Here is a 26,669-nt window from a genome sequence, read left to right on the forward strand (position 1 = left end):
CAAGTGCTGATGCTTACGTTTTCTTTCATCGTACTTCATCTTTGTGGATAGCTTGGATGATAAAATCAACTGCTTTAGGATGGTTATGAAAATAGTGAACGTCTGGAAGTTTAATGATAGGTATTTTAGGTAGATTTTGCTTTAACATTTGGATACTTTCCTCATCTTTTTCACCTATAACAACCTTTATATTATTATTTAATTGTTCTAGTTCATTGGCAAAATTTAAATTGTCTATTTCATTAATAAGTTTATAACTGCATTTTTGACCGTGTAAGTATAACATGTAAGATCCTAATCTAGAAAAAAAACCAACTTGCTCCATGTTAAAATCACTAAATGTATAATAATCCATTCCAGGGCATAACTCTTGAGTGTCCATACTGCCCTTGCTTTTTAAATCATTTAAAATGTGTTTGGGGAAAATTTGATTGATTTTTTTTATTTTTTGTATTGGAGGATGAATGAACAGAAGTTCGATTTTTATTTTCTTGTTGAGCAATTTGAATACTTCATTTGCAATTACACATCCCAAACCGTTGGCAATGAATTGTACTTTAGTCACCTCTGGATTGAGTTCATCCTCTATTACTTGCATGACGCTGTCAATCATAGTAATTAAGCTAACTTCTCCTAATTCTCCCACACTGTCTCCATGACCAATATAATCAAATTGAATAAATTTATAATTTGTTAATACGGGGGTTAGTACTTTACGAATCGTTGAAAATAAATAGTTTTTTTCACTCATCGCCTGTCCATAGCCAGGAAAAAATAAAATGATGGCTTCTGGATTACAATGATTTTGAGAAACAACTCCATAAATTTTCTTATCTATCCCATACTTCTTCTGAGTTGTGATCATCTTCACTTACCTCCTCATTAAACTGTTTTAATATCCAATGATAGGTTTTTTCCATCAATATGTTTTCAAGTGGAACAGAAGTAAATAAATGTCCCGCTTTATTTACAAAATGAATATCTGATTTTTCAATAAACGGTTTATAACTCTGCAACTTAGACCATGTATATCCTGCGATTGGATCATCATCACTATATATTTGCAATAGATTACCACTAAAATGATCGACTTCTTTATCTAACTGAAAATTTTGATAATCCTGAAAATAATTCATGCCTAACCAAAGACCAATCCACGGCTTCATGATCGTTTTAAACTGAGGATGAAATATAAACTTATTTTCTGTTGATATTTGTTTCTCATCGTCGACAATATCCCAGATGATCGGACTCCACATGATAACTTTATTCACGTCGCTATGATTAGCGGTTTTAAGTGCTATTCTTGCACCATCACTAAACCCTAATAAAATAACATTTTCTGCTTGAACTACATTTTCCTCTTGTAGAAATTTCAGCGCTTGTTGAACGTTTGAAACCTTTGTTGTATTCGTCATTTCATGATATAAACCATCACTTACACCAATCCCATAATAATCAAATCTAAAAAATCCTATTCCTCTATCACATAAATATCTAGCAAATTTTACAGCGAGTCTATGAACCTCATATCTTTCCCCATTCATCCCTGGACAATATATAACGATAGGAGTACGTTCATTATGATAATGGTCAGGGAGGTGCAAAACGCCCAATATATTTCCGTTATCTTGAAAGGTAACAAGTTTTTCCACATTCATTTTATCGCCTCCTTCATATTCGACAATAGTTTTTCTTCTAATTGAATGCAGTTTTGTAAATACTGTTTCATTTTATCGTTATAGTTGTTTACTTTAGAAACACCCCATTTCAGAACATATCCAGCTACGATTCCCCAAGCTTGCGTTAATTGAACTAAAATATTCCCTAAGGATTCCGTTTGATATTGTTCTGGAAGCAGTCCATTTCTCCAAGCTAAAAATAAAATTTCTCTTGGTTTACGAAAAAAATAAACGACATAATCCAATTCTTTTTGCGATTGATAATCACTATAGTTCCTCCCAAAATGATCAAAAAACCATTGCAAATTATTCATTCCATACGACTCCATATTTGATATGGATTGCAGTACGATTTCATAAAATTCCTCTTCCCAACTTACTGTTGGTTTCGTCATTTCCACGTATGAAATGCTTTTTAGAGAGGTTGGATTCATTAAATCATGTATTAATTTTTTAGGAACAGTTCCTTTATTATAAGTAAAATATAAATCAATTCCAGAATCATCTAGCAGATCATAAGATAGATCATCAAAATCAAAAATCATAGACCAGTGAGGAATGGAAATATCGTTATAATAACTTGAAAATTGTGCATAGGAAGAATCAAATTCTATTAAACAATGTCCAACCTTATCCATCAACTCTTTAATTAGAGCAGGATCATAACTATAATGACGTTTATGAAGTTTAATACCTCTATTAAAACCACTCGGTTCATTTTTTATTTTTTTGCCATCCAACTCACAGTTTAGAGGAATAATAAACACTTCAATCAAACTCTTTCTACCTTTTTGCTGCAACCATTCATTTACACATAACTGTAAACAATTCAAATGTTTATGTGAAATGCCTAATTTACAAGGCAACTTCCAATTGACTTCCTTTGTGTGTAAAAATCTACTCAATCTTGACACCACCAAACTAAACGTTTTCTTTTTCCAGTTTTATTTTTAGGAATTTCTTTTACTAATTTCACTCTATCAGGCCAAAACCTTTGAGGCACACTTCTTGCCTTTAAATATTGAAACATATCGATTACTTTAAAATCTACCGACTTTGCAACAAGCAAACAAACAATTTCTTGCCCTAATTTATTGCTGTTTACGCCATACACAAAAGATTCTTTAATGCTGTTACTGCTGTTAATAATCTCTTCAAGCGTATGTGCATGCAGGTTCACTCCTGCCCGGATTAATAAATCATCTTTACGTCCCATAATTGTAATGGAACCATCTTCTTCCTGGATCGCAATATCTTTGGTTCTTAACCAACCTTCGTGTTTTACTTCATTTGTTTTATCCTCATTGTTCCAATAACCGTTCATAATGTTCGGTCCCTGTATATATAGTTCGTTTTCTTTGATTTTTAATTGAATATTTTCTAATGGCTTTCCTACATTGTTACAGTTTTCTTTTGATACATTTAAATTGATGCACACTCTAGGACTTGCTTCCGTCAGACCATAAGCATTAATGATTTGTGACTGATTAAAATAATTAGATATTTCTTCAATTTGTTTATATTGTGGTATTTCTCCACTGAGTACAATATTTCTCACAGGTAATTTGTCTGTTTTTTTTATTTTTGTGACCTGATACATGATCGTCGGGGTAGAAAATATCGTATCTAACTCTTTAAGTTTCACATCTTGTAAAAAAGAACTAGGTGTGAAATTCCTTTCCCTAAAATACATAGATTTGTGTAAGATTAAGCCAGTAAGTACTTCTGCAATAATTGCTGACGCATGGTATAAAGGTCTGCTAATATAAAATCGTTCTGAATCTATCTGATTTAAGATCTTTGCATTGGCAATCACATTATGCATAATATTGTTATAAGTTAACTTTACTGCCTTTGATTTTCCTAAAGAACCTGAAGTACAAAGAATTAATGCTATATCATTTAAGCCTTGTCTTTTGTTGTTCACTTCTACATTGCTTAAACATCCATGTTCATCAACATGACTTTGAGAAATTAACATGTAAGAAGCATATTCCTCAGGGAGTTCTTTGAAATCAAAGGGTAAAACCGTGATCCTGCATTTAAAAAATGCAAGCAAGATTGGAACTAACTTCCAGCCAAGATTCGTATCCAAAATAACTAAAGAATCGTGATGAATTTTATTTTGTCTTATAAATTTGATGTTGTTTTCTACTATATTTTCAAGTTCCTTGTAAGTAATCTTTGGGTTTATGGACCAAAGGGCAGTTTTGCAATGAACAAAGATGGAGTTAACAAAGTTATCTACCATTGTTTTCATATCATTCATCATCCTTCATCGAATTAAAAACTAGTACATGTGAAGAAGCTTGATTGTGATTCCATGCTGGCAACTTGCCTGAAACTTTATGTTCTAATTGCTGTAAACTTAAACTACCAAGGAAAAATTGCTTAAAATATTTCATTTCTTCATTTGGATGGAGTCTATATAAAATTTCTAAACTTTCTTCTATCGATTTTTTATAAAATCCAGTCGGTCTTTTATGTGCCAAATGATAATTTATGGCTGACTTGTTATATATAAACTGATAGTTTTGTTCAAATGCTCTATATCCCAATTCAAAATGTTCAAATCCCCACTTTAAAAACGTCTCTTCAAACATCCCAACTCGTTCCAAAAGCGATCTTCTAAACGACAAGTTCCCACTGAAAGTACTGATCCATGGAATACTGGAAATTGACATGCCATCTTCGTTGTAACATTGATAAACCATTTTACAGTAGCTTGGTATTTTATATAACTTGGCATCCATTACACAGGACTTTATGACATCCCTGTTATGTTGAATGTTTGAAAAATACAATTCACGTATTTGACCAACTGAAATGTAGTTACTATTGTTACGATGGAGTCTATGATGTGCTTGAATAAAATGGGGATCTGGTATTCTATCTGCATCATTAAGCACAACCACATTTCCTCGTGAGATTTTTAAACCCATATTTCTGGCGCTTGCTCTACCGACATTTTCAGTTCTTATATAAATGAGATGCTCTATTTTCCCCTCCCATTTTTTAATGAAAGGGGTGATATCATCCTCAGAACCATCATCAACAATGATAATTTCAAATTGAATTTGACTCGTAGTTTGTACACAAAATCCTTCTAAACATAAATCTAAGGCATGCGGTTGATTATACACAGGAATAATTACTGAAACATCCATATATTTAACCTTTATACTTGGAAAAGATAATTTTTTGAAACTGTTCAACCGACTCTTCCAAGCTTAAATTTAAAATTTCATCAGGTATTTCTTTTCCAGTTCTATTTTCAAGATGAATTAAGAATTCGGCGAATTTAAGAGAATCAAACCCTAAGTCTATAAAACGGTTTGAAAGAATAATTTCTTCTTTTGGCAACACTCCGCATCCTTCATCACTAAGTAACTCTAAGACGATCATTTGAAATTGTTCCATAATCTACCTCCGATTGATATGTCATTACTTTTCGACCTTCTATGACTGCATACGATTTAATCAACTGATCTAGAAGTTGAACATGAATGGTTACGATATTCCCTGCAGGAATGATCTCTAAAAATCGAACGTTTACATTTTTTAGTCTAAATTCAATTCTTTGCTTCTCTAAGATGCACTCCACTCCTTGAATGACCGCTTCTGTAAGCAATAATCCAGGAAATATACTCAAATTTTCAAAGTGGCCTATTAATAAAAAATCCCCGTTTGACACAAATTTCTCAAAAATAATTTCTTTTTCGTTTAATGTGATATATTTATCAATTTGATTTATTGGTTTATTAATGGGGAGATTATCGTTTTTTTTATTCATGATGTTCACCAACAATAATGGCTCCTAAGGGTAAGTCACCCTCATTTAAAATAACCTCTACATTTTTGTAATCTGTTTCTTTGAGCGCATTTTCCCACTTTAATTTGGTTTGAAAACCATTTATTAAATATTTTCCGTTTTTAAAAATTTTGTACCCAGGAAGTAAATTAAATATAAATTCTTGATGTAAGTATGAATGGTTTAAATCTCTTATGCATTCTGATAAAATCACTTTTCCACCTGGATTTAAGCATTTCTTGATCCTGGCTAGTGCATCTTGTATTTCAAAAGAACAATGAAGGCCATTGATCGAAACAATATAATCATATTTTTTTCCATTCAGCTGAGCAAAAAGATTTTTATCAAAATTTACAACAGATGTTTCTATATGGGAAAACTCTTTACCTAAATGTCTGACAATCATAGGACTTACATCCGATGCAGTATAATGAATTTTCTTATTGTTTAAATTATTTAATATACAGCTTGTTCCAGATCCATAACCTGCTCCCAACTCCAATATACTTTGGCCATCTTCTATTATTGGGTTCAAATATAAAGCTAACCACTGATTATGAACGTAATACAAATCACTAGGATGTTGAAAATAATCTCTCCAGATCTGTTCACCTTGAGACCCAAATAATAAATGAATTGGAGACTTCTTGCCTGATAGAATGTATGCCCAATGATCAGCAACGAAATCTATCATTTTTAACGAGTGTTTGATATTTGTTTCTACATTTATATCTATCCATGACTCCAATGTTTTTTCCGTTCTGCTATAGTAGTCAGCATTTTTTACATCTTGAACAATATACAGCTCCTGTACTAAAAAATTTAGCGCAAAATCTAACGAAGGAATAAATGCTTCTGTACACTTTAATTTATCTATGATCTCAAGTCGTTGATGGGTACTAGCAGCACGTAAAAACAATCCATGTAGATTGAATACTTCTAATATTTTCTCAGCGGTGTAACGACTAGCATATTGATATGCAGTAAAATATTTCTTCGTAAATAAATTAGTAGAAAGCCCCATATTCATTTCTCCTAACGAATTGATTTGGCAACGCTTAATTCTCCCTTACAAATGACCTTATTTTCTACTGAGGCTACCCCATATAAAACAGCTTGACTATCAAAGATTTTAATAGGGGAAATTTCATATTTGACTTTTTCTAAATGCCAGGGTAAATCTTGAAAACTTTCCATTTTGATAGAACCCAACAGCGGGACTTCATTTTCTCTCAAAGGTTTTGTCTCTAAAGTAATAAAAATAACAGCTAATTGAGCTAAACCTTCTGTTATAAAAGAAGCCGGGAAGGTTTGAGTATGATCTTTTATGATCGATGTTGTTTGTGAAATATAATACGTTCCTCGAATATATTCCTTTTGTTTGTATGCTGTAATATGATCTATAAAGCGGAATGGCCATTTTTGGGGCAACATATTAACAAGTTGTTTCATCTTCCGTATTATCCTCAACAATATCTATTGGTTTTTCAATAATCGTTAAAAAAGTAACACCATCCTCGGTTTCTACTCTATGTTTTTCATTTTTTCCTGCAGTCAAAAAGTCTCCGGGACCTAGAATATCATCGCCAACCTTCATGGTTCCCTCAATAACATAAGCATACTCTCTGCCTGGATGATCATGATATGGGATGAACCCTCCCGGACCAAACCTGACAATAAAAGCCTGTGTCTCTTTTTCTTCGTCTGTTTCAGAATATAACATTTGATATTCTGAATGATGAAACATACCTTCTATCCATTCTCGATCTTCTTTTTTAATGACAATATGATCTTTGTTCATTTACATTACTCCTTTTCTGCTACAATAACGATTCTAGAACTTCGCATGTGAAAATCGTCTAATTTCAAACTTCCATATAACTTCTGTACTTTAAATCCGATCGTTTCTAGTAGATTTATTAATTCATGGGCTGAGTAAATTCTTACATTAAGAATAGAGCTCTCTAAATTGTTATCTTCATTCCAACTGATCTCTTCACGCCATCTGCTATTCAAAGGGTTGAATTTTCTTTTAGACCAAACGATCTGGTCACCCATTTCATTCCATGCATTTTCACTATATTGATGAAGCATAAAATCTCTATTTTCTGTATCAATTAATAACTTTCCACCTTGGTTTAACATGTGATATATTTTTTCCATTGTTGTTTTATCTTCTTGATCATCTACATAACCAAAAGCTGTGCCAATACTTAAAATGGCATCATATTTATGCTCACTATCCAAATCTTTAATTTGGCTTTCAATCCACGTAATCGGTAAATTTCCAGCATTGTTTCTAGCGATGTTTAGTGAATAATTTGATCCATCAAATCCTGTTAGATGATAACCTTTATGAGCAAGAGGGATTGTAATTCTACCGCTTCCACATCCCAAATCCAAAATTTTGAAATTTGGTTGTAAATCTAAAATCTTCTCTATATTTTGTACTTCAACTTTTGTTCTATCTTCTGTAAGTATATATTGAGAAAATTTTTGATAGGCTGAGCCAAAAAAGTGTTTCCATTCATTATTTTTACTCATAGATTTTAATCTCCTAACCTATTAATAATATGCTTGATTTTAGCGCATCAATCATATAATCCATATCACTTTTTGAAATATTTAATGGTGGATATAAACTAATGACGTTATGGGAAAAGGTTGCTAAAATCCCTGATTTTTTTATATTGCTCTTGATGGTGTTAAATCTCTCAATCTCTTCCTCTGAGTCTATGTTAAGCTCTATTCCAATCATTAGACCCTTGCCTCGAACTTCCCTAATGATATTTTCCTTATTTAGTCCTTCTCTTAGTTCATTCATGATATATTCCCCTGCTTCTTTCGCTCTGAATGGAAGATTTTCTTTTTCAAAAATTTCCAAAACCTTGATGGCGATGGAACAACCAACAGGATGTCCACTTAAAGTGGTGCCGTGTGGAAACCCAGATCCATTTTCAATCAAATGATTCGTAATTTGAGAAGAAAATAAAGTAGCTCCTAATGGAAAATATCCAGCGGTTAATCCTTTAGAAATTGTGATAATATCAGGGTCTAACTTGAGTGAGGAACTGGTTAACCATTCACCTGTTCTACCAATGCCTGTAGTGATTTCATCTGCAATTACAAGAATATTATATCTTCTCGTAATTTGCCTCACTAATTGAAAATATAAATTTGGAAATACACGAATGCCATTTACACTCTGTACTGGTTCTATTACAAAAGCTGCAACGGTTTCTGGCCCAGCTTTTAAAATAGCTTGTTCTAATTCATATGCAGCTTGTTTAGCATGACGATCATCTAACTCATCTTCTTTTTCACGAAAATCTTCAGGTGAGGGGACGCTTATACATCCTTGTAAAAGATCACCAAAAACCCCCTCAAACCCCAGGTTTGTAATGGAAAGTGCGCCCATGCTTGATCCATGATAACCACCATTCAAACTGATAAACTTTTGTTTATTTGGCATATCATTTTCAACAAAGTATTGTCTTGTTGCTTTTAAGGCTGATTCCATTGCACCTGTTCCATCATTTGAGTAAAATACTGAACTAAATTTTGGAGCTAGATTTAAAAGCTTTTCAGCTAAATTATTTGCAATCCAGTGCCCCTGATTTACCATAATAGAGGCTGAAAGCTTGTTATACTGTTCAAAAATGGCTTTTAAGATGATTTCATTTGATTGATCTAATGAGTAGGCTGCATTAGATAAATTTAAAAACGCTTGATCATCTTTGTTTAATACCCAATGCCTTTCTCCTTTATTGGCCATAAAAAATCGATTATTGACCTCTTCCTCTGTTAAATTGCTTTTTTTAGGCATAGTCGTAAAAGGATGTACCACATAATATCTACTCATTATGATCCCCCCTCCATAGGCAGGTTGTTATTCTCTTTAATATGAAGCGTTTGATTAGCTTCAATATCTTTCATAGATTGAATTCTTCCACTAGGCCATTTAATGATTATTTCATCAACTTTTTTCCTTTCTCCAAGTCCAAAATGTATTCTGGGATCACTTTGACCACCAAATCCATTCCCACCATCTTTTTCAATCAATGTTCTTTTATCTCCCTGCACAATAGTTACCCTTGCACCTATAGCGTCTCGATTACTAGGATAAGCACCTTGTAAACTAAGTTTTATCCAATTGCTTCCTTCTATTTGATTTTTATAAACTCTTGCCTTCCCTCCTTGATTTGCAAAAACCAAGTCCAATTCACCAGAATTATCAAGGTCTACGACAGATACCCCTCTTCCATCTTCAGTGAAATCAATACCCGCTTGTAAAGCAACATTTTCAAACCCATTGTTTGACTGCATAAGATTCAGAAATAAAAATTTATTCTCGTTTCCTGATAAATCTTTCTTTCCAATAGATGGCCAATTTTTCGTATCTTCAACAATACTCTCTGGTGTTGTAGCAAGTGTTCCTAAATCAAACCAATAATTATCTTTACTTTTTCCTGTAATAAATCCATTTGTGACAATTAAACTAAACTCACCACTATTATTTGTGTCGAAGAATTTAGCTCCCCATGAAAACCCAGCAAAATTCAACCCTAATTCTTCTGCGATATTCTCGTATTGTCCTTCATCATTTGGGTACCAAAAATCGTTTCCTTCAATAATATAAGTAGGTTTGCTTACATTGCTCACATAAATACCAAGTTCTCCTTTATGGAAAATGTCTACAAAATCAGCATTCATGCCTTTATGGGTATCTAATCCAATGCCATTACGTTGAATGATTTTTTTAAATTTCTTTCCATTTTCATTTAAATAGAGAACATCAGGACCAAAATCATTTGCATTATATATATCAGGGTAACCATCATGATTAACATCAGCTGAACCTGTAGCTAGTGTCCAACCCGTATCATCGAGATTAATTTGTTCTGCTATTTCAGTAAAAGTACCGTCTCCATTATTCTTATATAATTGATTAAAACCACCATTTCTAGCATGTTCAAAATCATCATGCATAATTTTTGTTGTTTTTAGATCCCATAAGTTATTCTCACTTCTAAAATAGTTGCCTACATAAATATCTAAAAAACCATCCTTGTCATAATCTAACGTGATTGCTTTCGCTGCATAAGAGAATAAATTAACACCAGCTTTTTCAGAAACTTCTGTAAACGTCCCGTCTCCATTGTTTTTAAAAAGCTTGCTTTGACCCCAAAATCCAACAAATAAGTCAGACGTCCCATTATTGTCATAGTCTAAAAATAAAGCCGTTGAGGATATTCCTTCTTGATTGATATCTGATACAATCGAATCAACCTTGGTGTAAGAGCCATCCCCATTGTTTTGGAACAAAACATTTAAACTTCCTTTTTTGGAGTTTGTAAAATAAAGATCCATATACCCATCATTGTTGTAATCCCCAGTTGCAACTGATGCACCCGTTGAAGCTAACCAGGGCATAATGTTGTTCACCTTTTCATCAAAAACAGGGATTTCATGATTGAACTTAACATTCGCAACCTCTGTTACCTCTTTAAAATTAAAATTTAAGTCCACTTTTTCTCCTGCACTAAAAGTGTTACAACCTGCTAAAATTAAAATACAGGAAAATAATAAATATAAAATGTTACGAACCTTCATAAAATTTACCTCCTCTTTTCTCTACACACTCTCTCACTAAATCAATCCATAAGTAATAAAACTCACCTTGATTAATTTCATCGTTCTCGTATAATTCTTGCTTTACAGAGTCCACGATATCCAGTAAGGCGGTTACTTCTTTTCTTTGATTCACATTTAATGCCAACAACATATTTTTAAATAGTAAGGGATTTTGCAATCTCCTTGCTTCAAAGCCAAATCCCATTCCTTGCAAAAAAGCTGCCTTTAGTAACGTAGAAATTTTATTTGTTGCCATGAAAACTTGATCCATTTGATCAAAAAAACTATATGCAGCAGCTAACCCTAAACCTGAAGCACAATCTTTATGATATTTACTAGGTAAAGCTGCCAAACTATCGAGAGCAAGTACTATATCAAATTTTTTTAAAAACCATAAACACCGTCCAATTCCTTGGTATAATACTCTTTGTTCTTTTTCATTCAAAACTTGAAAACTAGCAATGAAATGTTTGTCGTGGTCGAAGCGCTCTAAGGCAGCTGAAAATCCAATTCCATCATAAATCACTGGAGCTAAACGAGGATCTAGGTGAATAATCCACTTTTGATATCTTGCTCGGTTAAATATATGAAGCTTATATAACCACCACCCTAAACCAACATAATATTGGTATATATTTGTAGGATCCACTTTTTTAACATGCTTTTCAAAATATTTCTTTTGACCTGTAATAGTCAATTTCGCAGCAATTCCCATACTATATCCTTCATATGCAAATCCATGAAAATACGGCTCAACCTTGTTCATCATTTTTTGTTTCACAACTTTTGGTATGGTGATCCACTGCATACCTATTTTCAATCCATAAAGAAAACTAGACAGAATTTTTTGAAAAAAAATGTTGTAAAAATCTTTCTTATTTCTATCGATGTACCGATGAAACATCCTAAAGTTTATTATTTTTAAAATTAAAAATTTAATAAACACAAGACCAAGGATAAGTAGTACAACATATAAAGCAACCATCGTTTAAACCTTTAACTTTCCTAGAAGATCATTTATACAAGTAAGTTCTGCTAGTTCCTGTTCAGTAATTACAATGGATAGCTCTCTTTCAATATGGACAGCTACTTCAAGTGCCATCAGAGAATCTATTCCTAGATCAGGGAAAGGTGTATCAAAATCTTGTTCAGTTACCTCCCTTTCTATTAGGTCACTTATATATTCAATAACCACATCTTTAAACATAATTTATTCTCCTTTTCTATAAGTACGTGTTCAATCTATAACAAGCCACCATCTGGTATAATTACTTTTCCAGTAATATATGAAGAAGCTTGAGATAATAAAAACATCACAGTTGCAGATACTTCACAAGGTTTTCCTAATCTTTGCAAGGGTATTTCATGTGTCATATTGATGCCTTTCTCTTCAATCAACTCATGGGTCATATCCGTTTCAATATAACCTGGGGCAACACAATTTACCCTAACCCCAAAAGACGCTAACTCCTTGCTTAAAGATTTAGTAAAACCTATGATACCTGCTTTAGCAGCTGAGTAATTAGTTTGACCCATGGTACCAGCTAAGCCGGATACAGAAGATACATTCACAATACAACCTTTAGCTATTGCTAATTTTCGAACGAATTGTTTTGAAAGTATAAAGGCAGACATGAGGTTTACATTCATTACATCTTTCCAATCTTCCTCGCTTAATAAATAGATTGGTTTATCAATTTTCATTCCTGCATTGTTCACCAAAAAGTCCAAATTAGTAACTTTTCCTAAACATTCTGTTAATTTTGTGATATCATCAGTTTTTCTAAAATCTACTTGAATACCTTGGATTGTTGAAGAAGAATGGCTTGATAAATCCCTAACGATAGATTGAGCAGCTTCTTCTTGTGAAGAATATGTAAAAATCACATTTGCTCCTGACTTTACTAAATCTTGAACAATCTGCTTGCCTATCCCTCTTGTTCCCCCTGTAACCAATGCAGTTTTATGTTTGAAATTAAATTGAAAATCACTCATTGTTTATTGCCCCCCACCTTTTTAAATTTTTGAAAATAGTGAAGCAGAATGAAATCCTCCATATGCAGATACAGTTTTCATTACGTGATGAAGATCTTTATTTTCAAACTCTGTTGCAATTGTAGGAAGTGGTATTTTATGGTCTACCTCACCATAATTTAAAATGGGTGGTATTAAATTGGTCACAAGCGATTGGATCAGTAATACCGTTTCACTTAAAGAGCTAGCTCCTAATGAATGACCGATATAAGGTTTAAATGCCGTAATTAGAGGCATCGTTTTATCTTGAAAACACCTAGCGATTTGGTTTGCTTCATATTTATCCCATAGGGGACTGCCTGTTGCATGTGGAACTAGTAAATCCAATTCATGAATATTTAAATCTTCCATAATTTTTTTTATGATTTTGGAATAAGTATGTTTTGATACATCAGGCAACGTCATTTTCCAATGGTCTTGTTGCAATTCTGCACCCTGATAGCAGCATTTAATCGGTGCATTTCTGGCAGCAGCATGATGACTTGATTCCAATACAATACCTGAAGCACTGTCACCTAATACAGTTCCATCTCTGTTTTTATCAAAAGGACGAATCATCCCTGATTCAGAGCAAAATCCTCTTTGTTGTAGCCAAAGATACTCTGTAAAATGTGCATAATCGGAAGAAACAATGAGTACAACATCACTTTGATTGCTGTTGATAAGCAAATTCCCTAGTTCCAATGCATAGGTTCCTGAAGCACATGCATTATTCACGATAAATGTTGATCCGCTTATATTTAAAATTTTCGATAAGTAAAAGAGATGCGGAAACGACTGTAAATTGTAAAATTGCTGCTGATGGAGTGCAAATTTTTCCCTCACATTTCTAGCTTTATTTATATAATCATCATCCATAAACATTCGATCGATTAAACTTACAACTCCTGGATTCTCATGGGCAACAATAAGTGACACTTTGGAGTTTGGTTTGTCTTGCAACTTCGCATTTTTTAGTGCCAAGATGGAAGATAAAACAAGAAGTTTAAAATCCAAATCATCAATTAAATGATTTTCAATCATAACATCGATCTGTTTTTTAGAGAGCCAGTTACTTAAATCAAAGTTTTCTATTTCATACACTGGATATTGAATGCATTCATTATCTTTTAATGTTTTTATCCTTTGAGTAATGTTTTGTCTTTTTTCCAATATGGACTGCCACACTTCCTCAATACCTATTCCTCCAGCACTTAATATGCTTGTCCCAGTTACAAGATTAGCTTGCAAAATCATCACCTTCCTCAAAAACAAAACAATTTGCATCAGAACTCTTTTTTAAGTAAATGTGATTTTTTTGTTTTAACAAATATAGGAGTTCCAAAATTGCATAAGATGTGTTTATTTTATTTTCTGCTTTTATATGAATCAGCCTCGGATTTTTATCCATAACGATTGTATTTGTAGATGGTTGTGTTGAAAGCAATAAAGAAGCAATTGATTCTTTTTGGTTATGACCAGAAATTAATCCATGAAAGAGCTGAGGAGGTTGTAGGTTGAGTTCACATATTACGACATTTTCTACTATTTGTTTTTTAAGCAAATCTAAACTAAACTCGAGTGCTTTTAAACCAGAATTTTTGCCTTGAGAAATGGTAATGTTTGGTCCAGTGATATTAAACATGATAGAAGCATAACCACTTATGGAATTAATAACTGTATTCGGAAAAATAGCTGGATTAAGCTTGTCTGCACCAAATTTTTCAACATCTTTATATAACTCTACGATAGGGTTTAAATTTGAGAAAGTACTAGCGATGATAACAGCAGTTTGATTACATTTTTGTTTTGGAATAGGCATCCCACTGTTTTCTAGAACTTGTTCAATTGCATAACAAGCTAATTTTGTTTCTCTAGGTAATCTTTTAAAACCTCTAAATCCTAAACGTTTTCCAACCAAATCGACATTTAAATCCAATTTTTGCTTTTCTTCTTTAAAATAATCCTCAAGTCTATTGCCTGGTAGGTTTTCTAAACCTATACTGCTAGGGGTTAGCACGCTGCTTCCTTTAATAAAAGTTTCAAACATTACTAACACTCCTTCTACTTAAATACAATCGATATGGAATCATAAATAAGATCGTACTAATAAACAAGGCATAAAACGGAGCATTAGGAATCCGCTGTATTCTTAAAATTCCATCTACAACTGCTATGAATATTGCGAATAAAATTCTTCCTTTTCTTGTATTTGGTGTCGTTTTGGGATCAGTGATCATAAAAAAGGTAAATAGTTGCATCGATGCTCCTAACAATGGCCCTAAGGCAGCTAATAACGGGGCACCAAAAACAAAGGATCTTACGAGTGCAATCATAGTAAATGTGGACAAAAAGGCAATAACAGTGTCTAACCTCTTAGCAAAGTAGGCTACAACAAAACCTAAAAGCAAAATGATCGCCATCACTTCAAAGCCATTTGACCATTGTTTTGGAGTTGTTACTGCAAACTGAGGCAAAGTAAATATGACGATAACTACACCAATATTGTTTGGGTTAAATAAATGTCCTCCTTTAAACCGTAAAATATACTTAATACATATGGATAAAAATGCAGTCAGCACATATGGCCAAAGTAAGTAGGAATTAATTAAAAGACTGACACCTAATGCAGTAATAAAAGCACTTTTAGGAATAATCCATTTTTTTAATATGATCCTTGCTAAAGTGAGTTCCGTAGTGACTGTAGTAAGAATCGATACAATAATCGCATCTACTCCTTGATTAAAATTTAAGTATGTCTGTCCAGCTACTACAAAGGAAAGTAAAAAAATCAAAATTAAATTCCTTGGATCAAATTTATAGTCTGTCCATGCTGTAATAAGATCTAACTTTTTTTCCACCATTATGGCCTCCCTATAATAATTGAAGTATTTACTCCACCAAACGCATAAGCATTTGACATCAAATAATGAACATGAGTTTTGACTGGAGTCTCTTTGATCACATTTAATTCTATTTCAGGGTCCTGATTTCTCAGATGAATATTAGGAGGTAAAGTATTCGTGTTAATGGCCTGCACACATAATGCAGCCTCAATGGCACTTGCACCACCTAACGTATGTCCAATTTGACTTTTTATGGAACTTACATATGGATTCGTATGGCTAAAAACATCCTTAATTGCCTTTGCTTCCATCAAATCATTTGCCGTAGTTCCAGTGCCATGCGCACTCACATATTGAATATCCTTCACATTGATCTCTGCCATCTTTATCGCTGAATTCATTGCTTTGATCGCTCCATGACCATTTGGATCTGGTTGTGTAATGTGATGAGCATCACTGCTTAGCCCGTAACTTAACAATTTAGCTCGCGGCAGTTTGTTTCTTTTCATTAAATGACGTTCGCTCTCAAGAATTAATACGCCAGCTCCTTCACCTAAAATCAATCCTTTTCGTTCCTTATCAAATGGTGTGCATAAATCCGGACTCATTGCTTTTAAACTCCTGAAACCATGAATAGCGATCCAAGAAAGGACATCCACTCCTCCAGCGATCATCACATCTGCATGTCCATAAATAATTTCATCCATAGCTCGACTAATAGCAATATTCCCTGCTGCACAAGCATTTGTAATCGTCCATGAAGGTCCATTTAAATTTAATAACTTATAGTTTTGATTAGCTATCGCATCGGGACCGCCTTGAAATTTTGCATGGAACGACTTGTTTAACAATCTGTTCTCCAAACAATCAATTTCGCCCATCGTTGTACCAATGGCTAGTCCAATTTTAACGTTGTCATTTATCTGTATATCAGCATCTTGTATTGCTTCTTCTGCAGTTTTCAAGAACAACTTTGTTGCATTTCCGATGTCATTCATGTGGGAAGAATTACAATCAAGCTCATAAATATTTGGTATTTCACAAGCATTCAGTTCTAAACTTGGAAACTTGCTTATTTTTTTAGTTCCATGTTTACCAAGCAGTATATTCTCCCATGTGTCCTCTACCGTAGTTCCAACAGATGTACATACACCAATTCCAGTAATATAAACATTCATACTCTCATCTCCACTACCCTATTTTTGATCCCAAAGTTTACTGATATCTGTTAACCTTTTGTCAGGTCTTTGGAAAATATCGATCCCTCTTTCCTTTTTTACGATTGAATAAGCACCCTCTTCACCTGACTCCACTCTTTCTTTTAGTCCAATATTGTCTGGATATAAGTTGTAACCATCCTTCCATACTTGAAATCCAGTACTAATTTCACCACCTTTAATCAATGCATCTCCATAAGCGATATAAATTTCCTGCCAGAGTGGATTCTCGTAGTTTTTATATTTTTTTGCGATGGATAAACAGTAGGATAAATCCTGTATTGCTTTATCAATTCTCTTCAAACCAAGGGGCCAGTACAAATTATTTAATCCTCTAGCATAATGAGCCAACCAGTGGTATTCATCATTTTCAATGATTTTATTTAATTCGCGAATTGAAAGAGTTGAGAGTTTTCCAAGAGAACCAGTACCTAAGTTTTGTTCTTGTAGTTTGTCAATGTAAGCTAGGGCGAGTTGTAAGAGGGCTTCATTGGAGGTGTGTTTCATTTCGTTTATATAGTCAATGTACTTTTGTATCTCACCATTGTTATTCATAACAATCCTTAACTCATTGAGATAAAAAAGGTTTTCCTGATCTTCTTTTATATGCTGTTTTAACTTTTCTACTACCATCTGATATTGTTTTTCATTATGTAGGTTTTGGCCTTCACTTGTTTCATTAGCATATTTTTGATAAGAAGTTCGTTCATTTTCAAAATTTAAACTCAAATCATTTTTGGAAAGATCTGCATCCACATTTGGAAGTTCATATGGCTTTAAAAAATCATAAATAGCATAACTAATAGTTGAAATTACAAATGCCACTAAAATCATTACAATTTTTTTATGCAAATTTTATCAGTCCTCATTTATTATTTTTATATTGAGATGGATTAACACCTACTAACTTTTTGAAAGTTCTAGCAAAATGCGTCAAATCAGTATAACCTATTTCATAACAAACATCTGTCACTTGTAATTTGCTTTCCAATAAGAATTTTGCCTTCTCAATTCTCTTCTCAGTAATGTATTGTTTAAATCCTTTTCCCATATATCTTCTAAAAAATCTTGAATAATGTGCGTGGCTAACAAACATTGTATTTGCTACTTCTTTAAGGGATAAGTCATTTCTGCACAAATTTTCTTCAATATAAACTAAAGACTCATAAAATAATGGAGAGTTGGACTGTTCTTTTAAACTCATGCCTAAATCATTTACTAAATTGATATATTTTAATGTCTTTAAAAAAGAAACCATTTGAAGCCTTCCTACTCCCAACATACTAATAACCGGAACTGCTAGTTCTTCTAATTTAAAATGACTTGGAATTTTTTTGAATGGAGACATGAACACCAGTAGTTTATATTTTTCAGATAGTAGTTTTTCTTTAATATTGATTAAACAATTTATAACTTCTACTTTAAAATCTTTTGAAATTTTTTCTAACAAATTATTGTTATCATTCTGATAAATTAAAACTAGAATTTCATTCAAAACGTCTCCCTCCTCGATACCTTTTTTGTTCTAAAATTCCTTACATTATGTTTCATTTAAATTGTAATAATCATTGGTATTTAAATAAAAATATTCATGTTGTAAATAGGGTAAATACAAAGAACAGCTAAAATTAACTCTGGAAAAATACATGCTCCTTCACCTCCTTTCAAATGATTACCAATATTATCTCTTAGAGATATCCAACATGACTCAGCAAGAATTGCCTGAAATTATGCAGAAATTGTCAATAAAATGAAAATAAAAGATATTTTTGACAGGAGTAATGATGGAAAAAAGCCAGTAGATCCTTTAGTTGATGAGAATCTACTGGCTTCTTAATAGAACAAAATTTTAACTATCCAGTCATTATGCTAGTTTATTTATTTTGCAGAATACCCTCCGTCTACTGGTAATTCAATTCCTGTTATATAGGCAGACTCATCAGAAGCTAAAAATAATACACTTCTTGCGACGTCATCAGGTTTTCCAAATCGAGGTAAAGGGGTTAGACCCATAAACATTTTTTTTATTGCTTTATTGCTTATTAAATTTTCTAACATCTGTGTTTGAATGAAACCAGGATGTACAGAATTAACTCTAATGTTTTGTTTGGCATAATCTATGGCTGCACCCTTTGATAATATGCGTACAGCACCTTTTGAAGCTGAATAAGAATTTCCTCCTAAACCTCCAGATAATCCAGTAATAGAAGAAATATTAATAATAGAACCTCCATTATTTTCTATCATGTTTGGAATTACATGTTTCATTCCCAAGAAAGTCCCTGTAAGATTAACATCAACAGTTTTTTGCCATTGTTCTACACTATCTTCAAGCAATGAAGCAGCATTTACTATTCCTGCATTATTTACTAATATATCTATTTTCCCAAATTGCTCAATCGTATCCTTTACAACTCGAACCCAATCTTTTTCTGATGTGACATCGTGATAAAATCCGATAGCTTCTCCACCATTTGTGTTAACTTCTGAAACGATGTCTTTTACTTTATCTTCTAAAATATCAGTAACTACCACTTTTGCACCTTCTTCTGCAAAAAGAAATACCTCTGTTTTTCCCATTCCACTCGCAGAACCTGTAATAATAGCAACTTTGCCATCTAATCTCCCCATATTTTCTCAACCTTTCAATATCATATTTTCGTAAATATTAATTCTACTAAGAAATCTATCTTCCACAATAGAATTATTATCTCTTAGGAGAGCTGACATGACTCAGTACAAATTGATTTGAATTAGGCATATATTGTTTAAGACATGAACATATCTTCACATTTTTGGATATAATATGGAGTACAATAAGAATAATATATATATATAAAACACTGAACTTAAACAAATCCATAAAAGTAATTTTATTCCATTTCTTTGATGATTTTTATGCATTAAAAAACGAAAAACAACCACTCTGCTGGCTAGAGCGGTTGTTTTTCGTTACTTTATTTCTCTTCATTACAATATAAATTAGTTCCAACCTTTAGACTATATTTATAGTGCAATTATACTAACGAGGTTTCAAGAGTAATGACTGTAATCTCTGGTCTACAAAAAAAACGAAAAGGATAAATAGTTGTACCTACCCCTTTGTTTGTATATACCTTTAAAGAATCCCCTACTTCATACAAACCATTTACGTACTTTTTAGCCATAGGTGGTGTAATGATATGTCCGATTAAAGGTAATCTTATTTGCCCTCCATGGCTATGGCCAGAGAGCTGTAGATCTACTTGATAATTGTGTGCAACATCTGCAAAATCTGGCTCATGCGCAAGTAAAATCGTATATGTATCTTTATTAGCTTCTAATAATGCTTTGTCCAAATTAGGATTACCATATATAATATCATCAACACCGGTCATATTAATCACTGCATTGTCTCTTTTGATTTGTACATTTTCGTTAACAAGAAGGTTGAAATTTGAACGTTTTAAGACTTCAGTTACCCAAGCAGTACTATCTATTCTTATTTTATCATGGTTACCTAATACAGCAAATTTACCATAAGGAGCTTCAAACTGTTGTAATTTAAGAATATAGGTTGATAAATTCGAAGCATCTTCATCTACTAAATCACCTGTAAAACAAATGATATCAGGCTGATGAGCATTTACTTGTTTAATTAAGTCATCAAAATATTGATCATCCATATGAAAACCAAGGTGCAAGTCACTAAAATGAACAATCTTTAATCCTGAAAACTGTAAAGGTATTCTTTTTGAACTCAACTTTATCTGAGTTGTTTGTAGCCACTTCCTCTCACCAAAATAGGAATAGGTAGGGATGGATACAGATAACCCGATAAAAGCTAACCCACTTCTCCACATTTTTCCCAAAAAACTTCTTCTCGATATCTTTTCTTTCATTCCAACCTCTCACATCCCTGGTCAATACATATGTTTACACTTTAACAGATTTATTCATAATTTTCATTAAAATGAGATAAAATAATGGAACCAGTTATTTAAATGATATGAATACAAAAAATACTAAAAAAAACATATAAAAAAAGTTTATATTATGGTATTCGATCATGTTACTTTATCAAAAAAATATAGAAAAAAACACTCTGGTTATTCACCAAAGTGTTTTCTTTGCTTGGCAACGTCCTACTCTCCCAGGACCTTGCGGTCCAAGTACCATCGGCGCTGGAGGGCTTAACGGTCGTGTTCGGTATGGGAACGCGTGGTACCCCTCCGCCATCATCACCAAACGAATGTATAGAGTGCCTTGCACTCTCAAAACTGAAAACGAGTGAACTGTATTCTCCATAGAAAGGAGGTGATCCAGCCGCACCTTCCGATACGGCTACCTTGTTACGACTTCACCCCAATCATCTACCCCACCTTCGGCGGCTGGCTCCCCAAGGGGTTACCTCACCGACTTCGGGTGTTGTAAACTCTCGTGGTGTGACGGGCGGTGTGTACAAGACCCGGGAACGTATTCACCGCGGCATGCTGATCCGCGATTACTAGCAATTCCGACTTCATGCAGGCGAGTTGCAGCCTGCAATCCGAACTGAGATCGGCTTTGTTGGGATTGGCTCCACCTCGCGGCTTCGCTGCCCTTTGTACCGACCATTGTAGTACGTGTGTAGCCCAGGTCATAAGGGGCATGATGATTTGACGTCATCCCCACCTTCCTCCGGTTTGTCACCGGCAGTCACCTTAGAGTGCCCAACTTCACTTGCTGGCAACTAAGATTAAGGGTTGCGCTCGTTGCGGGACTTAACCCAACATCTCACGACACGAGCTGACGACAACCATGCACCACCTGTCTCCTCTGTCCCGAAGGAAAGCCATATCTCTACAGCGATCAAAGGGATGTCAAGACCTGGTAAGGTTCTTCGCGTTGCTTCGAATTAAACCACATACTCCACTGCTTGTGCGGGTCCCCGTCAATTCCTTTGAGTTTCAGTCTTGCGACCGTACTCCCCAGGCGGAATGCTTAATGTGTTAACTTCGGCACCAAGGGTATCGAAACCCCTAACACCTAGCATTCATCGTTTACGGCGTGGACTACCAGGGTATCTAATCCTGTTCGCTCCCCACGCTTTCGCGCCTCAGCGTCAGTTACAGACCAGAGAGTCGCCTTCGCCACTGGTGTTCCTCCACATCTCTACGCATTTCACCGCTACACGTGGAATTCCACTCTCCTCTTCTGCACTCAAGCTCACCAGTTTCCAGTGCGACTCGGAGTTGAGCTCCGAGTTTAAACACCAGACTTAATGGGCCGCCTGCGCGCCCTTTACGCCCAATAATTCCGGACAACGCTTGCCCCCTACGTATTACCGCGGCTGCTGGCACGTAGTTAGCCGGGGCTTTCTTCTCAGGTACCGTCTAAGCAAATGCAGTTAACATCTGCCTTCTCTTCCCTGGCAACAGAGCTTTACGATCCGAAAACCTTCTTCACTCACGCGGCGTTGCTCCGTCAGACTTTCGTCCATTGCGGAAGATTCCCTACTGCTGCCTCCCGTAGGAGTCTGGGCCGTGTCTCAGTCCCAGTGTGGCCGATCACCCTCTCAGGTCGGCTACGCATCGTCGCCTTGGTGAGCCCTTACCTCACCAACTAGCTAATGCGCCGCAGGTCCATCTCTAAGCGAGAGCTTACACCCTCTTTCTTCATCTCATCATGCGATGAAACGACCTTATCCGGTATTAGCTAATGTTTCCACTAGTTATCCCAGGCTTATAGGCAGGTTACCTACGTGTTACTCACCCGTCCGCCACTAAGAACATTAAAAAGCAAGCTTTTTAATCTCTTCGTTCGACTTGCATGTATTAGGCACGCCGCCAGCGTTCGTCCTGAGCCAGGATCAAACTCTCCATTAAAGGTTGCAATCTCTCGATCACAACTATGTTAGAGCGCTTGGCTCATTCTTTGTTACATGTTATATCCGGGTTCCCAAAAGTTTAAAACTTTTGAGCTATTTGTTTGGATTCCTGAAAAATTTCAAGTCTCCGTAAGTTCACTCGTTATTCAGTTTTCAAGGTGCAAACTCTAGTAATCACATCAACTCTTTAAGAGCGACTAGATTAATATAACACATCTTATATCTTCATTGCAACAACAATTTTTAAACTATTTTAAATGTTGTTCAGAAGCGACAAATATAAATATATCAAAATTCTCAATGAATAGCAAGTATTATTTTTTTAAAGATTAGGTAAGCATTACGCCAACCATATAAAGTATGCAACGAAAACTCCAAACATTAGATACATAATCCAATGCACTTTTCTAGCTTGTCCGTTAAAAATTTTAGTTAAAGGATATAATATAAATCCTAGTGCAATTCCTGTAGCGATACTAAAGGTTAAAGGCATTGTAATTGCAGTTAAAAAAGCAGGTACAGCTTCTTCAATTTTGTTCCATTCAATTTTACCTAAATTCGCAGCCATCAATACACCAACCATAATTAAGGCAGGAGCCGTTACTTCTTGAGTAATGACAGATAATAATGGGAAAAAGAATAAAGATAAAGCAAACATACCCGCAGTTACTACTGAAGCAAATCCTGTGCGACCACCTGCTGCTACACCTGCAGATGATTCTATATATGAAGTTGTTGTAGAAGTACCCATAACTGCACCTGTAATGGTAGCTACAGAATCAGCTGTTAAAGCTCTCCCCGCTCTTGGCAGTTTACCATTTTTCATTAGATTCGCTTGTGTAGCCACTCCAACTAATGTTCCTGCAGTATCAAAGAAATCTACAAATAAAAATGTAAAAATAACGATCCACATACTTGCTGAAAACATAACAGATAGGTCAAATTCTCCATTAATAAATAATGGATCAAATAGAGCACCAAAAGCAGAAGCACTTGGAGGTGTCGCTACTGGTGAACCTGTTGGTGGCTCGATGATACCGAATATCATACCTGCAATCGTCGTAATGACAATTCCATAAAAAATGGCTCCTTTTAACTTACGTGTCATAAAAATAGCTGTGATTACAATACCAAATATAGCTAATAATGTAGTATTTGCAGATAAATCACCTAATGATACAAAAGTTGCTTCATTCGCAACAATAATTCCCGCATTTTTCAACCCAATAAAAGCAATGAATAATCCAATACCCGCGGCGGCTGCATGTTTTAGCCCAGAAGGAATTGCATTAATGATCGCTTCCCTCACACCTGTAAGTGCTAATATCAAAAATATTATTCCAGAAACTAAAACACCCAAAAGTGCTTGCTCCCAAGGAATACCCATACCAATGACTACTGAGAAAGTAAAAAATGCATTTAGACCCATACCAGGTGCTAAAGCAATTGGATACTTAGCAAAAAGACCCATAACTAGTGTACCTATGATTGCAGCGACTGCCGTTGCCGTAAAAACAGCACCAAAATCCATACCAGCAGCACTTAACATATCCGGATTTACAAACAAAATATAAGCCATTGCCAAAAATGAAGTGATTCCTGCTACGGTTTCGCGTCTGTAGCTTGTACCATATTTACTAAATTCAAAATATTTCGCAAAACCCTTTTCATTGTTCATTCCCATTAAAAATTTGCCCCTCCACAAAAAAATTTAATATTAGCACAAAAAAACCTGTTGGTATGTCTCTACCAAAGGTTTCAAAAAAATGAGCGTATCAACAATTTTCACTATTGTATTATCAAGTTTATCACCTGATAATACCGCGACGAATGACTATAGCAAAATTTAATAAGTGATTTGTTTAATACACGAAAAATTTTCGAAGTTAGGTCATTTACGGTGACCTTGTAGAGACTCCTGGGCCAATTCCCAGGATTATACGAAATATGCAGACTAAATAAGCCCATTTAAAATTACATCCTAATTTTATGTCCACCACCATATTTTGTCAACAAAAAAATCCGAACGTATCTCCCTTTAATGGAATAATAGTTCGGATTTTGACTCTTACTCCCACTCAATCGTAGCAGGTGGTTTAGAGGTGATGTCTAACACAATACGATTCACATGATCCACTTCATTTACTATACGTGTAGAGATCTTTTCTAAAACATCGTAAGGAATTCGTGCCCAATCTGCAGTCATACCATCAATGGAGGTCACAGCTCGAATACCTACCGTATAGGAATAAGTACGTGCATCTCCCATGACTCCAACACTTTTCATGTTAGGAAGCGCAGTAAAGTATTGCCAAATTTCACGATCTAACCCTGCTTTATTAATTTCATCACGTAAAATTGCATCTGACTCTCTCACAATGGTCAACTTGTCCTCTGTAACTTCACCAAGCACTCGAATCGCTAACCCAGGTCCAGGGAAAGGCTGACGCCAAACGATTTCTTGAGGCAAACCACACTCTTCTCCCACTTTGCGGACTTCATCTTTAAACAACGTACTTAGAGGTTCAATTAATTCAAATTTCATATCCTCTGGCAAACCGCCAACATTATGATGAGACTTAATCGTTTGAGCTGTTTCTGTACCACTTTCAACGATGTCCGTATATAAGGTTCCTTGGGCTAGAAAGTCAAAATCACCAAGTTTTTTTGATTCATCATCAAATACATATATAAACTCATTTCCGATCAACTTACGTTTCTGTTCAGGATCAGATACTCCTTGTAATTTACCTAAAAAACGATCCTTAGCATCTATTTTAACTACGTTCATATCAAATTTCCCGCTAAAGGTTTCCATCACACTTTCGGCTTCACCTTTACGAAGTAATCCATGATCAATAAACATACAAGTCAACTGATCACCAATTGCTTTATGTATAAGGATAGCAACTACAGAAGAATCTACTCCCCCGCTAAGCGCACATAAAACCTTACGATTACCTACTTTATTTCGAATATCTTGAATTGTATCTTCAACAAATGATTCCATCGTCCAATCACCTGTACAACCACACACATCAAACAAGAAATTTTTGATCATATCATTTCCATAAATAGAGTGGCGGACTTCAGGATGAAACTGTACTGCAAACACTTTCTTATCTGGATGACTCATGGCTGCAACTGGAGCATGCTCTGTACTAGCATCAACTAAGAAACCTGTGGGTGGTTCAATAACTAAATCACTATGGCTCATCCATACCTGCTGATTTTTGTCCAAACCTTTTGTTAAAATACTATGCTCTTCAAAATCAACCATCGCTTTACCGTACTCTCTACGTTCAGCTCGTTCAACCTTACCTTTTAACTGATGTGAAATTAGTTGCATCCCATAACAAATTCCAAAAATCGGAATGTTTATGTCATAGATTGCTTCATCAACTAGTGGGGAATTTTCTTCATATACACTTGACGGTCCACCTGAAAATACAATTCCTTTTGGGTTCAGCTCTAAAATTTTATCAACAGGTGTATTGTAAGGCAGAAGCTCACTGTATACTCCTAAATCTCTAATTCTTCGGGCAATTAATTGATTATATTGACCTCCAAAATCTAATACTACGATCATCTCATGTGGTTTGCTCATTTTTTCCTCCT

Annotated in this window: 26 protein-coding genes, 2 rRNA genes and 1 riboswitch; all 28 genes read right to left on the reverse strand. The window is 34.6% G+C overall.

What is annotated here, in order from left to right; translation table 11 throughout:
• Positions 1 to 25: 25 nt before the first annotated feature.
• Positions 26 to 865, reverse strand: a complete 840-nt coding sequence (locus VQL36_RS17605) for a hypothetical protein (RefSeq protein WP_349250557.1) — start codon at positions 863 to 865, stop codon at positions 26 to 28.
• Entirely contained in the window at positions 831 to 1,661 is an 831-nt protein-coding gene (locus tag VQL36_RS17610) for an alpha/beta hydrolase (protein ID WP_349250558.1), read from the reverse strand. Before VQL36_RS17610 ends, VQL36_RS17605 begins: the two co-directional genes overlap by 35 nt.
• Positions 1,658 to 2,587, reverse strand: coding sequence for a hypothetical protein (locus VQL36_RS17615; RefSeq protein WP_349250559.1), 930 nt, complete (start codon positions 2,585 to 2,587; stop codon positions 1,658 to 1,660). The genes VQL36_RS17610 and VQL36_RS17615 overlap by 4 nt, the downstream gene beginning before the upstream one ends.
• On the reverse strand, positions 2,584 to 3,951 hold the full coding sequence (locus VQL36_RS17620) for a class I adenylate-forming enzyme family protein (RefSeq protein ID WP_349250560.1): 1,368 nt from the start codon (positions 3,949 to 3,951) through the stop codon (positions 2,584 to 2,586). Before VQL36_RS17620 ends, VQL36_RS17615 begins: the two co-directional genes overlap by 4 nt.
• Entirely contained in the window at positions 3,944 to 4,849 is a 906-nt protein-coding gene (locus VQL36_RS17625) for a glycosyltransferase family 2 protein (protein WP_349250561.1), read from the reverse strand. Before VQL36_RS17625 ends, VQL36_RS17620 begins: the two co-directional genes overlap by 8 nt.
• 4 nt (positions 4,850 to 4,853) lie before the next feature.
• Positions 4,854 to 5,102 carry an acyl carrier protein gene (locus VQL36_RS17630; protein WP_349250562.1) on the reverse strand — a complete coding sequence of 83 codons (249 nt, stop codon included), beginning with the start codon at positions 5,100 to 5,102 and terminating at the stop codon, positions 4,854 to 4,856.
• Positions 5,065 to 5,475, reverse strand: a complete 411-nt coding sequence (locus tag VQL36_RS17635; RefSeq protein WP_349250563.1) for a hypothetical protein — start codon at positions 5,473 to 5,475, stop codon at positions 5,065 to 5,067. The genes VQL36_RS17630 and VQL36_RS17635 overlap by 38 nt, the downstream gene beginning before the upstream one ends.
• On the reverse strand, positions 5,468 to 6,517 hold the full coding sequence (locus VQL36_RS17640; RefSeq protein ID WP_349250564.1) for a class I SAM-dependent methyltransferase: 1,050 nt from the start codon (positions 6,515 to 6,517) through the stop codon (positions 5,468 to 5,470). The genes VQL36_RS17635 and VQL36_RS17640 overlap by 8 nt, the downstream gene beginning before the upstream one ends.
• A gap of 11 nt (positions 6,518 to 6,528) precedes the next feature.
• Complete coding sequence (locus tag VQL36_RS17645) at positions 6,529 to 6,945, reverse strand: hypothetical protein (RefSeq protein WP_349250565.1); 417 nt, start codon at positions 6,943 to 6,945, stop codon at positions 6,529 to 6,531.
• Complete coding sequence (locus VQL36_RS17650; protein WP_160646627.1) at positions 6,929 to 7,294, reverse strand: cupin domain-containing protein; 366 nt, start codon at positions 7,292 to 7,294, stop codon at positions 6,929 to 6,931. Before VQL36_RS17650 ends, VQL36_RS17645 begins: the two co-directional genes overlap by 17 nt.
• Positions 7,295 to 7,299: 5 nt before the next feature.
• The gene (locus VQL36_RS17655; RefSeq protein ID WP_349250566.1) at positions 7,300 to 8,037 is read right to left on the reverse strand and encodes a class I SAM-dependent methyltransferase; all 738 of its coding nucleotides are present in this window, start codon (positions 8,035 to 8,037) and stop codon (positions 7,300 to 7,302) included.
• Positions 8,038 to 8,050: 13 nt separating this feature from the next.
• A complete protein-coding gene (locus VQL36_RS17660; RefSeq protein ID WP_349250567.1) occupies positions 8,051 to 9,355 on the reverse strand; it encodes an aspartate aminotransferase family protein in 1,305 nt (434 codons plus the stop codon).
• Complete coding sequence (locus VQL36_RS17665; protein ID WP_349250568.1) at positions 9,355 to 11,106, reverse strand: CRTAC1 family protein; 1,752 nt, start codon at positions 11,104 to 11,106, stop codon at positions 9,355 to 9,357. Before VQL36_RS17665 ends, VQL36_RS17660 begins: the two co-directional genes overlap by 1 nt.
• Positions 11,093 to 12,112: a DUF1702 family protein gene (locus tag VQL36_RS17670; protein WP_349250569.1), complete on the reverse strand. Its 1,020-nt coding sequence runs from the start codon at positions 12,110 to 12,112 to the stop codon at positions 11,093 to 11,095. Before VQL36_RS17670 ends, VQL36_RS17665 begins: the two co-directional genes overlap by 14 nt.
• A 3-nt stretch (positions 12,113 to 12,115) precedes the next feature.
• Entirely contained in the window at positions 12,116 to 12,334 is a 219-nt protein-coding gene (locus tag VQL36_RS17675) for an acyl carrier protein (RefSeq protein WP_160646622.1), read from the reverse strand.
• A gap of 35 nt (positions 12,335 to 12,369) precedes the next feature.
• Positions 12,370 to 13,122: a 3-oxoacyl-ACP reductase FabG gene (fabG, locus tag VQL36_RS17680; RefSeq protein ID WP_349250570.1), complete on the reverse strand. Its 753-nt coding sequence runs from the start codon at positions 13,120 to 13,122 to the stop codon at positions 12,370 to 12,372.
• A gap of 21 nt (positions 13,123 to 13,143) precedes the next feature.
• Positions 13,144 to 14,397, reverse strand: coding sequence for a beta-ketoacyl synthase N-terminal-like domain-containing protein (locus VQL36_RS17685; RefSeq protein ID WP_349250571.1), 1,254 nt, complete (start codon positions 14,395 to 14,397; stop codon positions 13,144 to 13,146).
• The gene (locus tag VQL36_RS17690) at positions 14,381 to 15,190 is read right to left on the reverse strand and encodes a beta-ketoacyl synthase N-terminal-like domain-containing protein (RefSeq protein ID WP_349250572.1); all 810 of its coding nucleotides are present in this window, start codon (positions 15,188 to 15,190) and stop codon (positions 14,381 to 14,383) included. The genes VQL36_RS17685 and VQL36_RS17690 overlap by 17 nt, the downstream gene beginning before the upstream one ends.
• Positions 15,183 to 16,001: an RnfABCDGE type electron transport complex subunit D gene (locus VQL36_RS17695; RefSeq protein WP_349250573.1), complete on the reverse strand. Its 819-nt coding sequence runs from the start codon at positions 15,999 to 16,001 to the stop codon at positions 15,183 to 15,185. The genes VQL36_RS17690 and VQL36_RS17695 overlap by 8 nt, the downstream gene beginning before the upstream one ends.
• A gap of 2 nt (positions 16,002 to 16,003) precedes the next feature.
• Positions 16,004 to 17,164, reverse strand: coding sequence for a beta-ketoacyl-[acyl-carrier-protein] synthase family protein (locus VQL36_RS17700; RefSeq protein WP_349250574.1), 1,161 nt, complete (start codon positions 17,162 to 17,164; stop codon positions 16,004 to 16,006).
• Between the two features lie 18 nt (positions 17,165 to 17,182).
• Positions 17,183 to 18,055 (reverse strand): hypothetical protein, encoded by an 873-nt coding sequence (locus VQL36_RS17705; protein WP_349250575.1) that lies wholly within the window; start codon positions 18,053 to 18,055, stop codon positions 17,183 to 17,185.
• Between the two features lie 13 nt (positions 18,056 to 18,068).
• Entirely contained in the window at positions 18,069 to 18,698 is a 630-nt protein-coding gene (locus VQL36_RS17710; protein ID WP_349250576.1) for an AraC family transcriptional regulator, read from the reverse strand.
• A 383-nt stretch (positions 18,699 to 19,081) separates the two neighbouring features.
• Positions 19,082 to 19,834, reverse strand: coding sequence for a glucose 1-dehydrogenase (locus tag VQL36_RS17715; RefSeq protein WP_349250577.1), 753 nt, complete (start codon positions 19,832 to 19,834; stop codon positions 19,082 to 19,084).
• 386 nt (positions 19,835 to 20,220) lie between these two features.
• Positions 20,221 to 21,084, reverse strand: coding sequence for a metallophosphoesterase (locus VQL36_RS17720; RefSeq protein WP_349250578.1), 864 nt, complete (start codon positions 21,082 to 21,084; stop codon positions 20,221 to 20,223).
• A gap of 230 nt (positions 21,085 to 21,314) precedes the next feature.
• Positions 21,315 to 21,431, reverse strand: a 5S ribosomal RNA gene (rrf, locus tag VQL36_RS17725).
• A 61-nt stretch (positions 21,432 to 21,492) separates the two neighbouring features.
• Positions 21,493 to 23,049 (reverse strand): 16S ribosomal RNA (locus VQL36_RS17730).
• A 342-nt stretch (positions 23,050 to 23,391) separates the two neighbouring features.
• The gene (locus VQL36_RS17735; protein WP_349250579.1) at positions 23,392 to 24,735 is read right to left on the reverse strand and encodes an NCS2 family permease; all 1,344 of its coding nucleotides are present in this window, start codon (positions 24,733 to 24,735) and stop codon (positions 23,392 to 23,394) included.
• A 179-nt stretch (positions 24,736 to 24,914) separates the two neighbouring features.
• Positions 24,915 to 25,015, reverse strand: a riboswitch (purine riboswitch).
• 104 nt (positions 25,016 to 25,119) lie between these two features.
• Positions 25,120 to 26,658, reverse strand: coding sequence for a glutamine-hydrolyzing GMP synthase (gene guaA, locus VQL36_RS17740; protein ID WP_349250580.1), 1,539 nt, complete (start codon positions 26,656 to 26,658; stop codon positions 25,120 to 25,122).
• Positions 26,659 to 26,669: the final 11 nt, after the last annotated feature.

Origin of the sequence: Chengkuizengella sp. SCS-71B, assembly GCF_040100845.1 — a bacterium.
Lineage (GTDB): Bacteria > Bacillota > Bacilli > Paenibacillales > KCTC-33759 > Chengkuizengella.